This is a genomic window from Kitasatospora sp. NPDC034533 (genome assembly GCF_055575155.1).
This window is the reverse complement of record NZ_JBVITE010000060.1, coordinates 1-13,651: the sequence shown is the minus strand read 5'-3', so window position 1 is coordinate 13,651 and position 13,651 is coordinate 1. Positions and strand designations below refer to the sequence as shown.

13 protein-coding genes are annotated in these 13,651 nt (G+C 74.0%); 3 read left to right on the top strand and 10 right to left on the bottom strand.

Features of this window, described 5'->3' with window-relative positions; translation table 11 throughout:
- Positions 1-167 precede the first annotated feature (167 nt).
- From ACZ55U_RS30965 to rimP, 3 genes are all read right to left on the bottom strand, one after another.
- Positions 168-410, bottom strand: a complete 243-nt coding sequence (locus ACZ55U_RS30965; protein WP_465531372.1) for a YlxR family protein — start codon at positions 408-410, stop codon at positions 168-170.
- Positions 411-537: 127 nt separating this feature from the next.
- Positions 538-1,539, bottom strand: a complete 1,002-nt coding sequence (gene nusA / locus ACZ55U_RS30960; RefSeq protein ID WP_465531370.1) for a transcription termination factor NusA — start codon at positions 1,537-1,539, stop codon at positions 538-540.
- A gap of 55 nt (positions 1,540-1,594) precedes the next feature.
- Complete coding sequence (gene rimP, locus ACZ55U_RS30955; RefSeq protein WP_465531368.1) at positions 1,595-2,134, bottom strand: ribosome maturation factor RimP; 540 nt, start codon at positions 2,132-2,134, stop codon at positions 1,595-1,597.
- Between the two features lie 293 nt (positions 2,135-2,427).
- Here rimP and ACZ55U_RS30950 point away from each other — a divergent pair, with 293 nt between their 5' ends.
- Together ACZ55U_RS30950 and ACZ55U_RS30945 are read left to right on the top strand one after the other, a co-directional pair.
- Positions 2,428-3,390 (top strand): ferritin-like domain-containing protein, encoded by a 963-nt coding sequence (locus tag ACZ55U_RS30950; RefSeq protein ID WP_465531366.1) that lies wholly within the window; start codon positions 2,428-2,430, stop codon positions 3,388-3,390.
- Positions 3,391-3,476: 86 nt separating this feature from the next.
- Entirely contained in the window at positions 3,477-4,406 is a 930-nt protein-coding gene (locus ACZ55U_RS30945; RefSeq protein ID WP_465531364.1) for an aminoglycoside phosphotransferase family protein, read from the top strand.
- Here ACZ55U_RS30945 and ACZ55U_RS30940 read toward each other — a convergent pair.
- From ACZ55U_RS30940 to dxr, 5 genes are all read right to left on the bottom strand, one after another.
- On the bottom strand, positions 4,380-4,958 hold the full coding sequence (locus ACZ55U_RS30940) for a GNAT family N-acetyltransferase (protein WP_465531362.1): 579 nt from the start codon (positions 4,956-4,958) through the stop codon (positions 4,380-4,382). The two genes, ACZ55U_RS30945 and ACZ55U_RS30940, sit on opposite strands and share 27 nt — an antisense overlap.
- A 67-nt stretch (positions 4,959-5,025) precedes the next feature.
- Positions 5,026-5,901 carry a GNAT family N-acetyltransferase gene (locus ACZ55U_RS30935; protein ID WP_465531424.1) on the bottom strand — a complete coding sequence of 292 codons (876 nt, stop codon included), beginning with the start codon at positions 5,899-5,901 and terminating at the stop codon, positions 5,026-5,028.
- A 165-nt stretch (positions 5,902-6,066) separates the two neighbouring features.
- Positions 6,067-7,227 carry a flavodoxin-dependent (E)-4-hydroxy-3-methylbut-2-enyl-diphosphate synthase gene (gene ispG / locus ACZ55U_RS30930; RefSeq protein WP_465531360.1) on the bottom strand — a complete coding sequence of 387 codons (1,161 nt, stop codon included), beginning with the start codon at positions 7,225-7,227 and terminating at the stop codon, positions 6,067-6,069.
- 138 nt (positions 7,228-7,365) lie between these two features.
- Positions 7,366-8,670, bottom strand: a complete 1,305-nt coding sequence (locus ACZ55U_RS30925) for a M50 family metallopeptidase (RefSeq protein ID WP_465531358.1) — start codon at positions 8,668-8,670, stop codon at positions 7,366-7,368.
- Positions 8,671-8,776: 106 nt separating this feature from the next.
- Entirely contained in the window at positions 8,777-10,018 is a 1,242-nt protein-coding gene (gene dxr, locus ACZ55U_RS30920) for a 1-deoxy-D-xylulose-5-phosphate reductoisomerase (RefSeq protein ID WP_465531356.1), read from the bottom strand.
- A 69-nt stretch (positions 10,019-10,087) separates the two neighbouring features.
- Here dxr and ACZ55U_RS30915 point away from each other — a divergent pair, with 69 nt between their 5' ends.
- Positions 10,088-10,756 carry an NAD(P)-binding oxidoreductase gene (locus tag ACZ55U_RS30915; protein ID WP_465531354.1) on the top strand — a complete coding sequence of 223 codons (669 nt, stop codon included), beginning with the start codon at positions 10,088-10,090 and terminating at the stop codon, positions 10,754-10,756.
- Between the two features lie 126 nt (positions 10,757-10,882).
- On the opposite strand, the gene ACZ55U_RS30910 is transcribed toward ACZ55U_RS30915, so the two are convergent.
- Together ACZ55U_RS30910 and ACZ55U_RS30905 are read right to left on the bottom strand one after the other, a co-directional pair.
- The gene (locus ACZ55U_RS30910) at positions 10,883-12,325 is read right to left on the bottom strand and encodes an aldehyde dehydrogenase family protein (protein ID WP_465531352.1); all 1,443 of its coding nucleotides are present in this window, start codon (positions 12,323-12,325) and stop codon (positions 10,883-10,885) included.
- 231 nt (positions 12,326-12,556) lie between these two features.
- Positions 12,557-13,450, bottom strand: a complete 894-nt coding sequence (locus tag ACZ55U_RS30905) for a PucR family transcriptional regulator (protein ID WP_465531350.1) — start codon at positions 13,448-13,450, stop codon at positions 12,557-12,559.
- Between the last annotated feature and the right edge of the window lie 201 nt (positions 13,451-13,651).

The window sequence follows — 13,651 nt, the reverse complement described above, 5'->3', positions numbered from 1 at the left end:
CCCATCGCGTACTCATCGCGTACTCATCGAGTGCTCATCGCAATCTCGACCTACTTCCACATCGCGAGGTACCTGACTGGTGGCACGGCGCGCGGCTGCCCGCGCGCCGTGCTTGTTGCGGTGGTTCTCCGCCGCGCGAGCGGCGGCCGTCGCGGGAGGCGGCCCTGCTACGAGGCTTCGCCCGCCCGCTCCCCGATGAACTCGCGGAGCCGCTCCGTGTCGAGCGCTCCCTGGAGCCGGAAGGCCCGGGGGAACGCCCGACGGCGGACCGCGAGGTCGAGGCAGCCGGGGTCGGGGTGCACGTGGGCGCCCCGGCCCGGCAGTGCGCCACGGGGATCAGGGACGCACTCGCCCTCGACCGCCGTGACACGCAACAGCTGGTGCTTGGCCGCGCGCTTGCGGCAGCCCACGCAGGTGCGTTCCGGGCGTGCTCGGACATGCGTCCGGCCAGACGAAGGCAAGTCTACCCCTCCGAAGCGACATGGCGCCGCCCCGCCGATCCCGGAGGACCGACGAGGACGGCTGTGACAACACTGACTACCGGGCCTGCGATTCCTCGCCCTGGCCCTCGGTGTCCGGCCGGATGTCGATCCGCCACCCGGTGAGGCGCGCGGCCAGGCGGGCGTTCTGCCCCTCCTTGCCGATCGCCAGCGACAGCTGGTAGTCCGGCACGATCACCCGGGCGGAGCGCTGGGCGGCGTCCACGATCTCCACGCTGGTCACCCGAGCGGGCGACAGGGCCGCGGCCACCATCTCCCGGGGGTCCTCCGACCAGTCGACGATGTCGATCTTCTCGCCGTGCAGCTCGCCCATCACCGCGCGCACCCGGGAGCCCATCGGGCCGATGCAGGCGCCCTTGGCGTTCAGGCCCTGGCGGCGCGACCAGACCGCGATCTTGGTCCGGTGGCCGGCCTCGCGGGCGATCGCCGCGATCTCCACGCTGCCGTCCGCGATCTCCGGGACCTCCAGCGCGAACAGCTTCTTCACCAGGCTGGGGTGGGTCCGCGACAGCGTCACCGAGGCCCCGCGCACGCCGCGGCGCACGGCCACCACGTAGCACTTCAGCCGGGTGCCGTGGCGGTAGTCCTCGCCCGGGACCTGCTCCTGCGGAGGCAGGATGGCCTCCAGCTTGCCGATGTCGACCAGCACGTTCTTCGGGTCGTTGCCCTGCTGGACGACACCGGTGACGATGTCGCCCTCCTTGCCCGCGTACTCGCCGAAGGTCTGGTCGTCGGCGGCGTCGCGCAGGCGCTGCATCATCACCTGGATGCCGATGCTGGACGCGATCCGGCCGAAGCCGCTCGGGGTGTCGTCGAACTCCTTGGGCTCGACGCCCTCGTCCAGCTCGGCCGGGTCCTCCATGGCCCACACGGTGACGTGGCCGCTCTTGCGGTCCAGGTGCACCCGGGCCCGGCGGCGCGAGCCCTCGGTGCGGTGGTACGCGGTGAGGAGGGCGGACTCGATGGACTCGACCAGCAGGTCGAAGGGGATGTTCTTCTCGTTGACCAGCGTGCGCAGGGCACTCATGTCGATGTCCACGGCTACGCCTCCTCGTCTTTCGTCACGTTCGTCATGGTCGTACGGCACCGGTGGTTCACTCGGCGCCGTCGTCCCCCTCGTCGAAGTCGGCAGCCGCGTCCAGGAGCGCGTCGTCGTCCTTGCGGTTGAACTCGACCTGGACGCGCGCCCGGGCCACCTCCGCGTACGCCAGACGGCGCTCCTTCGGGCGGCCGCGCCCCTTCACCGGCTGCACCTCGACCAGTGCGCCGTCCTCGTCGGCCTCCAGGACCCGGGCGACGACCTCCCCGCCGTCCGCCAGGTGGATCTTGGCCAGCCGGCCCTCTGCGCGCTGCCAGTGCCGGGGCAGGACCAGCGGGCGCTCCGCGCCCGGCGAACCGACCTCCAGCAGGTACGCCTCGTCCCCCATCAGGTCCGACTCGTCCAGGGCCTCGCCGACCACCCGGCTGAACTCGGCGATGGCGTCCATGTCCACACCGCCGTCGGTGTCGACGTCGATCTGCACCTGCCGGCGGCTGCCCGTCCTGGTGACCCGGACGTCCTCCAGGTCCAGTCCGGCCTGCTCGGCCAGCGGCTCCAGCAGCGCTCGCAGCCGGTCGGTGTGGGTGGTGCTCATCCGGGTGGACTCCTCGGCCGCGTCTGCTGTTGTCAGAAGGTCGCCCCGCGCCCTCGGCGCCACACCGGGTCACGGCAGCTCGGCCCAAAGCCTATCCGGTGAAGCCCCGAACCACCGATTCCGGACCTCCGGCCGCCGCCCGCACGCGACCCACTGCGAGCAAGGTCACACTGTGCGGCGCCCGGCACGGCGCCCCCGAACCGGGCCCGGGAACGTGGGGATTCTGTAATGATTCACGCCTACGAGGGGAGGCGGGGAGGCCGTCCTCCCGTACCCGCCACGGAGTGACCCCGATGCAGCCGCCCAGCCGACGGACCTTCCTGGCCCTCGGACTGCTCACCACCCTCACCGCCTGCACCGGCGGCTCCGACGGGCACCCCACCACCGCCGAACCACCGCGGGACCCGGACACCCCCGCCCGGCTTCGCGCGGTCGCCGTCACCGACCGCCTGCTCGGCGCCTACGACGAGCTGCTCGCCGCCCCGGACGCCCGGACCGCCCTGCTGCGACCCCTGCGCGAGGACACCGTCCGGCACCGCGCCGCCCTCGCCCAGGGCCTGCCGACCGCCTCTCCCTCCGCCTCCGGCCCCGCCTCGGGCACCCCCTCCCCGACCGGCAGCCCGACCGGCACCCCGGCCGATCCCGTCGCCACCCTCGCCGACCTGGCCGCGCTGGAGCGCCGGAGCGCCGACTCCCACCTCCACGACCTCGAAGGGGTCGGCCCGGACCTCGCCCGGCTGCTCGCCGCCATCGCCGCCTCCAAGGCACTGCACACCGCGGCCCTCGGCGACCAGACCCCCGTCGCCGCTGCCGAGGACCGCGCCGCCACCCCCGAGGCCACGGCCGCCGCCGTCCCGGCCCTCCAGACCGCCCTCGGCGCCGAGCACGCCGCCGTCTACGGCTACGGCGTGGTCGGCGCCCACCTGCCCGACGACCGGCAGCGCGCCGACGCCCGCGGCGCCCACGCCGCCCACCAGGCCCGGCGCGACGCCTGGCAGCGCCTGCTGACCGGCGCCGCCGCCTCCCCCACCCCGGCCGCCGGCGGCTACCAGCTGCCCTTCCCGGTCACCTCCCCGGCGGACGCCACCAGGCTCGCCGTCCACCTGGAGACCCGGCTGACCACCGTCTACGCCGACCTGGTCGCCACCGTCCCGGCCCCCTACCGCTCCCGGGCCGCCACCGCCCTGCGCGAGACCGCCCTGTCCGCCCGCCGCTGGGGCGCCCCCGCGACGGCGTTCCCCGGCGTGCCCGACTGACCTCCTCGCCGGTGGCCGGGCGGGACGCGCGACACCCGCCCGGCCGAAAGCCCGGCACGTCACGCCCAAACCCTGACAATGGACCCATGTCGGGAGCCGAACCCACCATCACCGTCCCCAGCCGGCTGACGAACGCCGTCACCGCCGCCCACGGCGAGGCCGGCCGCCGGTGGCTGGCCGCCCTGCCCGCCAGGGCCGCCGACCACCTCGCCCGCTGGGACCTCACCCTGGAACGGGTCCTCGACCCCGGCGGCAGCCTCAGCCTGGTCGCCTACGTCCACCGCGACGACCTCTCCCCCGCCGTCCTCAAGGTCGGCCTGCCCACCCCCGAGACCGCCCACGAGCACACCGCCCTCACCCACTGGGCCGGCCGGGGCGCCGTGCTGCTCCTCGGCTCCGTCCCCGCCGAGGGCGTCCTCCTGCTCGAACGCCTCCACGGCGAGATCCCGCTGCGCTCGCTGGCCGAGCCCAAGGCCATGCTGGAGGCCACCAGCCTGCTGCACCGCCTCTGGACGGACCTCCCCGAGGGGCACTCCCTCCCCGCCGTCGGGCAGCGGATCGCCGCGGCCGCCGCCACCGCCGACCGCCTCGCGGAGGCCGCCGACCCCGTCGCCGCCGAGGCCCGGCCGCTGATCGCCGAGGCCCTGGACACCGCCCGCGACCTCGCCGGTTCCGCCGGCGAGTCCTTCCTGCTGCACGGCGACTTCCACCACGGCAACGTCCTGGCCGCCGACCGCGCCCCCTGGCTGGCCATCGACCCGCGCCCGGTGGCCGGCGAGCGCGCCTACGACCTGGCCCGCCTCGCGCTGGACCGCGCCGACACCCTGGTCGGCTCCCCCGGCGCCCCCGCGGCCGTCCGCCGCCGGCTGGGACGGCTCTCCGAGGCCCTCGAAGTCGACCGGGACCGGCTGCGCGGCTGGACCCTCTTCCGCGCCGTCGACCTCGCCCTGCGCGCCCTCACCGAGGGCCGGCGCGAGGACGCCGAACTCTCACTGGAGTTCGCCGGCGCCCTGTGAGCCCCGGACCGCCGCCCCGCGCAGCGGCAGCCGGGCGCCCATCACCGCGTACAGCCGGTCCGTCGCGGGGAACCGCACCGCCCGCGCCAGGTCCTGGTACCCCAGCGCCCGGTACAGCCGCCGCGCCGGCGTCTCGGCGTCGATCGCCGAGAGGATGCTCCGGTCCAGCCCCGACCGCTCGCAGAGCGTCCGGATGATCCGCGAGCCGACCCCCCGCCCCTGGAACTCCGGCAGCACGTGCAGCTCGGTGACGGCGAAGACTCCGTCCAGCCAGTCCCCGTACCCCCGGGCGGTCAGATGGGGCTCGATCACCGTGCTCCACCAGTGCTCCCGGTGGTTGGGCATCCCGTACCCGAACCCGACCAGCCGCCCGCCGCTCATCGCGCCGAGCGCGATCACCCCCGGCTGGAGGGCGTGCCGGCCGACGATGTGCAGCCGTACCGCGACCTCCTCCGGCGTCAGGCCGAACGCCGCCGCCTGGACCTCCAGCGCCTGCGGCGCCCAGGCGGCGAGGTCGATGGGCCCGATCGTCACACCGGTCAGCTGATCCATGCTCCGGACGTTACTACCAGCGGCCCCACGGCGCGGCCGAAGATCCCAACCACTCCTGCCGCACCGATCAGAAGAGCACGCTCATGAACGCCCCGACCTCCCGGAACCCCACCCGCCGGTACGCGGCCCGGGCCCGCAGGTTGAAGTCGTTGACGTACAGCGACACCACCGGCGCCACCTCCCGCAGGGCGACGTCCAGGACGGCCGCCATGCCCGTCTCGGAGAGCCCCCGCCCCCGGTGCTCCGGGGCGACCCAGACCCCCTGGATCTGGCAGGCCCCCTCCGTCACCGCGCCGATCTCCGCCTTGAAGACGACCTGCCCGTCCTCCCCGAACCGCGCGAACGACCGCCCAGTGGAGACGAGTTCGGCCACCCGCGCCTGGTAGAGGAGCCCGCCGTCCCCCGCCAGCGGCGACACCCCCACCTCCTCGGTGAACATCGCCACGCAGGCCGGCATCAGGGCCTCGACCTCGTTGCGCCGCACCCGGCGCACCAGTGGGTCCGGCGCGATCTCCGCCGACGGCACCGAGGTCGCCAACAGCGGCTGGTGCGCCCGGACTTCCCTGGGCGGTCCCCAACTGCGTTCCAGCAGCGCCCAGAAGGCCGCCGTGGCCCCCGCCGGCCCGACGATCGAGGAGCAGCGGCGGCCCTGCCGACGGGCCCGCTCCGCGAACGCCGCGACCGCCTCCGAGCCGGCGTTGACCAGGACCAGGTTCGCCCCGGCGTAGCAGAGCGCGTCCAGCACGCCGTCCCCGTCGTACCAGCCCCACATCTCCCCGCCGAGGCGCCACGGGTCCAGCCCGACGGCCTCGACCCGGGTCGCGACGAAGGCGTTGGCGACCGGGTCGCGGTGGAGGATCTCCAGGGCGTCCCCGAGGTCGGGCGGCTCCAGCACGCGGGTGGTGGCCAGGGCCCGGGCAGCCTGGAAGGAGCTCGGGAGCATCACACCTCGATCGAGCATCGAGACAGCACCTCACTGAGACGACTCTGGCCGCACCCTACTCCGTGGCCCCACCCGGCTACGGCCGCGGGGCCGTCCGCGAACGGACGGCCCCGCTTCCGGAAAACGCCGCGCGGGCCCTCCCGCGCGGTCAGGACTGGGCGGAGGTCACTCCCCCGCGACGACGGTCGGCGCGCCCGACTCGACGCCCTCCGCCTGCATCTGCTCGGCGAGCTTGAGGGCCTCCTCGATCAGGGTCTCGACGATCTTCGACTCGGGAACGGTCTTGATGACCTCGCCCTTGACGAAGATCTGGCCCTTGCCGTTGCCGGAGGCGACCCCGAGGTCGGCCTCGCGGGCCTCGCCCGGACCGTTGACGACGCAGCCCATGACGGCCACCCGCAGCGGCACCTCCATGCCCTCCAGCCCGGCGGTGACCTCCTCCGCGAGCTTGTAGACGTCGACCTGGGCCCGGCCGCAGGACGGGCAGGAGACGATCTCCAGGCCGCGCTCGCGCAGCCCGAGCGACTCCAGGATCTGGGTGCCGACCTTGATCTCCTCGGCCGGCGGGGCGGAGAGCGAGACCCGGATGGTGTCGCCGATGCCCTCGGCCAGCAGCGCGCCGAAGGCGACCGCCGACTTGATGGTGCCCTGGAAGGCCGGCCCGGCCTCGGTCACGCCGAGGTGCAGCGGGTAGTCGCACGCGGCGGCGAGCTGGCGGTAGGCGTTGATCATCACGACCGGGTCGTTGTGCTTGACCGAGATCTTGATGTCGCGGAAGTCGTGCTCCTCGAACAGCGAGCACTCCCACAGCGCCGACTCGACCAGCGCCTCCGGGGTGGCCCGGCCGTACTTCTCCAGCAGGCGCTTGTCCAGCGAACCGGCGTTGACACCGATCCGGATCGGCACGCCCGCGTCCTTGGCGGCCTTGGCGATCTCGCCGACCTTGTCGTCGAAGGCCTTGATGTTGCCCGGGTTCACGCGCACCGCCGCGCAGCCGGCGTCGATCGCGGCGAAGACGTACTTCGGCTGGAAGTGGATGTCCGCGATGACCGGGATCTGCGACTTCTTGGCGATGATCGGCAGCGCGTCCGCGTCGTCCTGCGAGGGCACCGCGACCCGGACGATCTGGCAGCCGGAGGCGGTGAGCTGCGCGATCTGCTGGAGCGTGGCGTTGATGTCCGAGGTCACCGTGGTGGTCATCGACTGCACCGAGATCGGTGCGTCGCCGCCGACCGGCACGTTGCCGACCATGATCTGCCGCGAGTGGCGGCGCTTGGCCAGGGGCTTGAGCGGCAGGGACGGAATACCGAGCGAGATCGCGGTCATGTGCGCAGGGTTCCCCGGGGTTGAGGTGTGGGCGGCCTCCCGGCCGTCGCACGGCCGAGGCCGGGCGCGCGGACGATCGCGCACCCGGCCCCCACGGTACGGCACGGCGCCGTGCCGGAGCATCCTCCCTGGCTGCGGCTAACCGATCTTCACCGGGTTCACGAGGTCGGCGACCATCACCAGCAGGGTGAATCCGATGAACACGCTGGCCACCACGTACGCCACCGGCATCAGCTTGGCGACGTCGAACGGGCCCGGATCGGGCCGCCGGAACAGCCGGGCGAACCGGCGCCGGACCGCCTCCCAGAGCGCTCCGGCCACGTGCCCGCCGTCCAGCGGGAGCAGCGGCAGCATGTTGAAGAGGAAGAGCGACAGGTTGATGCCCGCCAGCAGGTACACGGCGGTGGCGACCCGCTGGGTGGCGGGCACGTCCATCGAGAAGACCTCGCCGCTGACCCGGGCGGCGCCGACCATGCCGATCGGCGAGTCCGGGTCGCGCGGGGCGTCGCCGACGATCGCGTTCCACAGCCCGGGGATCTTCCCGGGCAGGGCGACCAGCGCCTTGACCCCGGTCTCGGCCTGGTCGTACATCCGGTCGATCGACTGTCCGAGGCTGAGCTGGACCACCCCGGTCGCCGGGGTGAACCCGAGGAACCCGGCCTGGACGGTCTGGCCCTTGATCGGGACGTTGTTGCCGTCGTACTTCTGGACGTCGTTGACCGCGATGGTCGGGTTGAGGGTGAGCTGCTCCCCGGCCCGCTCGACCACGACCGGGACGGTCCGGCCCGCCGACTTCCGGATGTCCGCCTGGAGCTGGTCGTAGGTGCGGATCCGGTCGCCGTCGAAGGAGAGGACCTTGTCGCCCGCCTTCAGTCCGGCCTGGGCGGCCGGGGTCAGCGGGGCGCCCTCCGGGCAGGTGTCCCTGGGCGCGCCCGCCTTGACGACGCACTTCTCGACGCTGCCGACCGTCGGCACGGTCATGCTGACGCCGAAGCCCATCATCACGGTCAGGAAGAGCCCGAACGCCAGGATCAGGTTCATGAACGGCCCGGCGAACATCACGATGACGCGCTGCCAGGGCTTGCGGGTGTAGAAGAGCCGGTGCTCGTCCCCCTCCTGGAGCTCCTCGTAGGAGGCCTCGCGGGCGTCCTCGATCATGGTCCGCCAGGGCGAGCTGCTGCGCTTGGTGATCCGGCCGTCCTCGCCCGGCGGGAACATCCCGATCATCCGGATGTACCCGCCGAACGGGATGGCCTTGATGCCGTACTCGGTCTCGCCCTTGCGGCGCGACCAGAGGGTCGGCCCGAAGCCGACCATGTACTGCGGCACCCGGATGCCGAACAGCTTGGCCGTGGAGAGGTGGCCGAGTTCGTGCCAGGCGATCGAGACGAGCAGCCCGACGACGAAGACCAGGATGCCGACCACCGTCAAAACCGTTGCCACCGCTGGTCCTCCGTCATGCTGCTCCGCTCATCGTCTTGTCCTACCGCTCTAGGGCCCGAGGGCGCCCACCACCACGGTCGGCCGCCCCGGGGCCGCCGACCGGCCGTCAGCCGGCCGCCAACTCGCGGGCCCGGGCGCGCGCCCAGTCCTCCGCGTGCAGGACGTCCTCCACCGTCAGGGAAGTTCCCGCCGCCGAAGCGCCGTCCCGCTGGCCGTGCTCGGCCACGACCTTGGCAACAGTGTCCACGATTCCGGTGAAAGCGAGGCGGCCGTTCAGGAACGCCTCCACGCACTCCTCGTTGGCCGCGTTGAACACCGCCGGGAAGGTGGCGCCCAGGGTGCCCACCTCGCGGGCCAGCTCGACCGCCGGGAAGGCCTCGTCGTCCAGCGGGAAGAACTCCCAGGTGGCGGCCTTGGTCCAGTCGCAGCCGGGGGCGGCGTCCGGCACCCGGTCCGGCCAGCCCAGACCCAGCGCGATCGGCATCCGCATGTCCGGCGGGCTGGCCTGGGCCAGGGTCGAACCGTCGGTGAACTCCACCATCGAGTGGACCACCGACTGCGGATGGACCACGACCTCGATCCGGTCGAACGGCACGTCGTACAGCAGGTGGGCCTCGATCACCTCCAGGCCCTTGTTCACCAGGGTCGCGGAGTTGATCGTGACGACCGGGCCCATCGCCCAGGTCGGGTGCGCCAGGGCGTCCTGCGGGGTCACCCCGGCCAGCTGCTCACGGGTCCGGTTGCGGAACGGACCGCCACTGGCGGTGACCACCAGCTTGCGCACCTCCGCACGGGTGCCGCCGGCCAGCGCCTGGAACAGCGCGGCGTGCTCGGAGTCCACCGGCACGATCTGGCCCGGCCGGGCCACCGCCTTCACCAGCGGGCCGCCGACGATCAGCGACTCCTTGTTGGCCAGCACCAGCACCCGGCCGGCCTCCAGCGCGGCCAGCGTCGGCCGCAGGCCGATCGAACCGGTGATGCCGTTCAGCACCGAGTGGCACTCCAGGGCGGCCAGCTCGGTCGCCGTGTCCGGGCCCGCCAGCACCGTCGGCAGCGGACGGCCCGCCGCCTTCGCGGCCAGCGCCTCGCGCAGCGCCGGCTCGGCCGCCGGATCGGCCACCGCCACGGTGTGCACCCCCAGCCGCAGCGCCTGCTCGGCCAGCAGCTCCACCCGGCCGCCCGCCGCCGACAGGGCGACCACCCGGAAACGGTCCGGGTTGCGGAGCACCACGTCGATGGCCTGGGTGCCGATCGAACCGGTGGAACCGAGGATCACCAGCTCTCGGGGGCCGGAGGGGTCCGCCACGGTGGGCGTGAAGCGCAGCTGCGGGTGAGCGAGCGAAGTCATGCGCCCATTGTGGCCTGTTCGCGGCGCCCGCCAGGACGCCCTCCGGTCCCGCGGTCTACCGTCGGAACCATGCGTACCGTCATCGCCGGGGGCCACGGACAGATCGCGCTCCGGCTGGAACGGCTGCTCGCCGCGCGCGGCGAGCGCCCCGCCGGGATCATCCGCCGCCCCGAACAGGCCCAGGACCTCGTCGACGCCGGCGCCGAGCCGCTGCTGCTCGACCTGGAGGCCGCCACCGCCGGGCAGCTCGCCGAACTGCTGACCGGGGCCGACGCGGTGGTCTTCGCCGCCGGCGCCGGACCGGGCAGCGGCGCCGCCCGCAAGAACACCGTCGACCGGGACGCCGCCGTACTGCTCGCCGACGCGGCCGAACTCGCCGGGGTCCGCCGGTACCTGATGGTCTCGGCGATGGCCGCCGACGCCGCCGCGCACCACCCGGCCGACGAGGTCTTCGAGACCTACCTGCGGGCCAAGGGAGCCGCCGACGACGCGGTCCGGGCCCGGACCGCGCTGGACTGGACGGTGCTGCGCCCCGGGCGGCTCACCGACGGCCCCGGCACCGGCCTGGTCCGGCTGGCCCCTTCGGTCGACCGCGGCGCGGTGGACCGGGAGGACGTGGCCGCCGTCCTGGCCGCCCTGCTGCGCGAGCCCGGCACCGCCGGGCTGACCCTGGAGCTGGTCGCCGGGAACGCCACCGTCGAGGAGGCGGTCGCGGCGGCCGCCGGGCACGACGGCTGAGCCGGGGGCGGGGGGCGGGGGCGGCAGGGTGGTGGCTCGGGGGACGGGAAACGTGGGAAGGCCCGGTTCGACGGACGAACCGGGCCCTCCCGCCACGGCGGTGCTACGTCACCGCCGCCGCGTCGCTCAGAGGTCCAGGCCGGTGAGGACCATGACCTTCTCGACGGTGTAGTCGTCCATCGCGTACTTGACGCCCTCGCGGCCGACGCCGGAGTCCTTGACGCCGCCGTACGGCATCTGGTCGGCGCGGTAGGACGGCGCGTCGCCGATGATCACACCGCCGACCTCCAGCTCCCGGTGGGCGCGGAAGGCCGTCTGCAGGTCGTGGGTGAACACGCCGGCCTGGAGGCCGAACGCCGAGTCGTTGACGGCCGCGAAGGCCTCGTCCACGCCGTCCACCTTGTGCAGCGACAGCACCGGGCCGAACACCTCGGACTTCGCCAGGATGGCGTCCTCGGGCAGGTCGGCCAGCACGGTCGGGGCGTAGGTGGCGCCCTCGCGGGTGCCGCCGGTGAGCACCTTGGCGCCCTTGGCGACCGCGTCCTCGACCCAGGACTCGACACGCTTGGCGGCGTTCTCGTCGATCAGCGGGCCGACGTCGGTCGCGTCGTCGCTCGGGTCACCGGTGACCTGGGCCTTGACCTTGGCCACGACCTTCTCCGCCAGCGCGTCGTACACCGACGCGTCGGCGATCACCCGCTGGACCGAGATGCAGGACTGGCCGCCCTGGTAGTTGGCGAACATCGCGATCCGGCTCGCCGCCCAGTCCAGGTCGGCCTCCGAGGACCAGTCGGCGAGCACCACGGCCGCGGCGTTGCCGCCGAGCTCCAGGGTGCAGTGCTTGCGCGGCACCGAGTCCATGATCTGGTAGCCGACCTTGTCCGAACCGGTGAAGGAGATCACCGGCAGGCGCTCGTCCTGCACCAGGGCCGGCATCCGGTCGTTCGGCACGGTCAGGATCGACCAGGAGCCGACCGGCAGGTCCGTCTCGGCCAGTACCTCACCCAGCACCATCGCCGACAGCGGGGTCGCCGGGGCCGGCTTCAGGATGATCGGGGCACCGACCGCGATCGCCGGGGCGATCTTGTGGGCGACCAGGTTCAGCGGGAAGTTGAACGGCGCGATCCCGAGCACCACACCGCGCGGGAAGCGGCGCACCACCGCGAAGCGGCCCACGCCGCCCGGGTCGGTGTCCAGCCGCATGGTCTCGCCGTTGGTGCGGCGCGCCTCCTCGGCGGCCCAGCGGAAGACCGACACCGCGCGGCCGATCTCACCGCGGGCCCACTTGATCGGCTTGCCGTTCTCGGCGCTGACCAGCTGGGCCAGCTCCTCGGTGCGCTCGGTCAGCCGCTTGGCCACGTGGTCCAGGGCGGCGGCACGCTGGTGCGCCGGGGTGGCGGCGAACACCGGCAGGGCGGCGACGGCGGCGTCCAGCGCCTCCTCGACCTGGGCCTCGGTCGGGATGCTCACCTTGCCGACCAGACGGCCGTCCCAGCTGTTGTGCACCTCGAAGTCGGCGTCACCGCTCGCCCGGCGGCCGGCGAGCCAGAAATCGTACGTGGTGGTCACCGTGGTACCGGCCCTCTCCTCGTCTGTCCTACGGCCCACGGACGTGGGACCCGGACTTGAGGGTAGGCGGGGCGGCGCGCCGACCGGATTGGCCGACTAGGAGCGTTCGCCCCCGGGGTCACTCCACCGCGTCCTACCGCCGATCCTCGGTCGGGAGCGGGCGCGCGTCTCGGAGAGCGGGCGAGGCGTATCGGGAAGCGGGCGAGGCGTATCGGGAGCGGAACCGGCGTCTCACTCCTCGCCGGAGCGCAGCGCCAGCCACAGCTCCATCCGCACGTCCGTGTCGTCCAGCGAACGGCCCAGCAGCTCCTCGACCCGGCGCATCCGGTAGCGCAGCGTGTGCCGGTGCACGCCCAGGTCGGCCGCGGCCGCGTCCCACTGGCCGTGCCGGGACAGCCACGCCCGCAGCGAGGCCACCAGGTCACCGCGGGCCGTCCGGTCGTGCTCGCGCAGCGGCCGCAGCAGCCCCTCCGCGAACGCCGTCACCGCGTCCTCACCGAGCAGCGGCAGCAGCGAACCCGCGCCGACCTCCTCGTGGTCCACCGACCGGCGTCCGCCGCGCAGCGCCACCGCCAGCGCCCGCTCGGCCTGCGCGTGCGCCGTGCCGGCCTCCTCCAGCGCGGCCGGAGCCGAGACGCCCAGCGACAGGCCCTCGTGCTCCTCCACCGCGCCCAGGCACGCCCGGTGCACCGCGCCGTTGTCCAGCGCCAGCACCATCAGCCGCGGCCCGTGGGTGCCGTCCTCCCGCGCCACCAGCAGCTTCTCGCCCACCCGGGCACCCGCCTGCTCGGCCCGGTCGCCCAGCTCGCCGAGCGCCTCCGCGGCATCCGCGTTGGACGGGCCCGCCCCTGCCACCAGGACCCGTATCGTGCCCTCCGGCATGCCCCCGAACAGCCCCACCGCCACCTGGCGGGCCGTCGCCACCTCACCGGCCAGCACCATCCGCAGCAGTGCCGCGCCCATCCGCTCCTCCGCCTGCCGCAGCTCGCGCGAGCGTTCCAGGGTGAGGGTCAACAACGCCACCGCCGCGTTCAGCACGTACCGCTCGGTCGGCGTGATGCGGTCCTCGGTCCCGACCGCCAGGAAGCCCCGGGCCCGCCGGTCCGCACCCAGCGACTGGACCACCACGTAGTCCTCGTCCGCCGTGTCTATCCCCGGCGCGGGGGGGGGGGGGGGGGGGGGGGGGGGGGGGGGGGGGGGAAGGGGGGGGGGGGGGGGGGGGGGGGGGGGGGGGGGGGGGGGGGGGTAGGGGGAGGGGGGGGGGGGGGGGGGGGGGTCGACCGGGACGAGCAGAGAAAGGGGTTGGGTGCGCGGTGCGTGACTTCC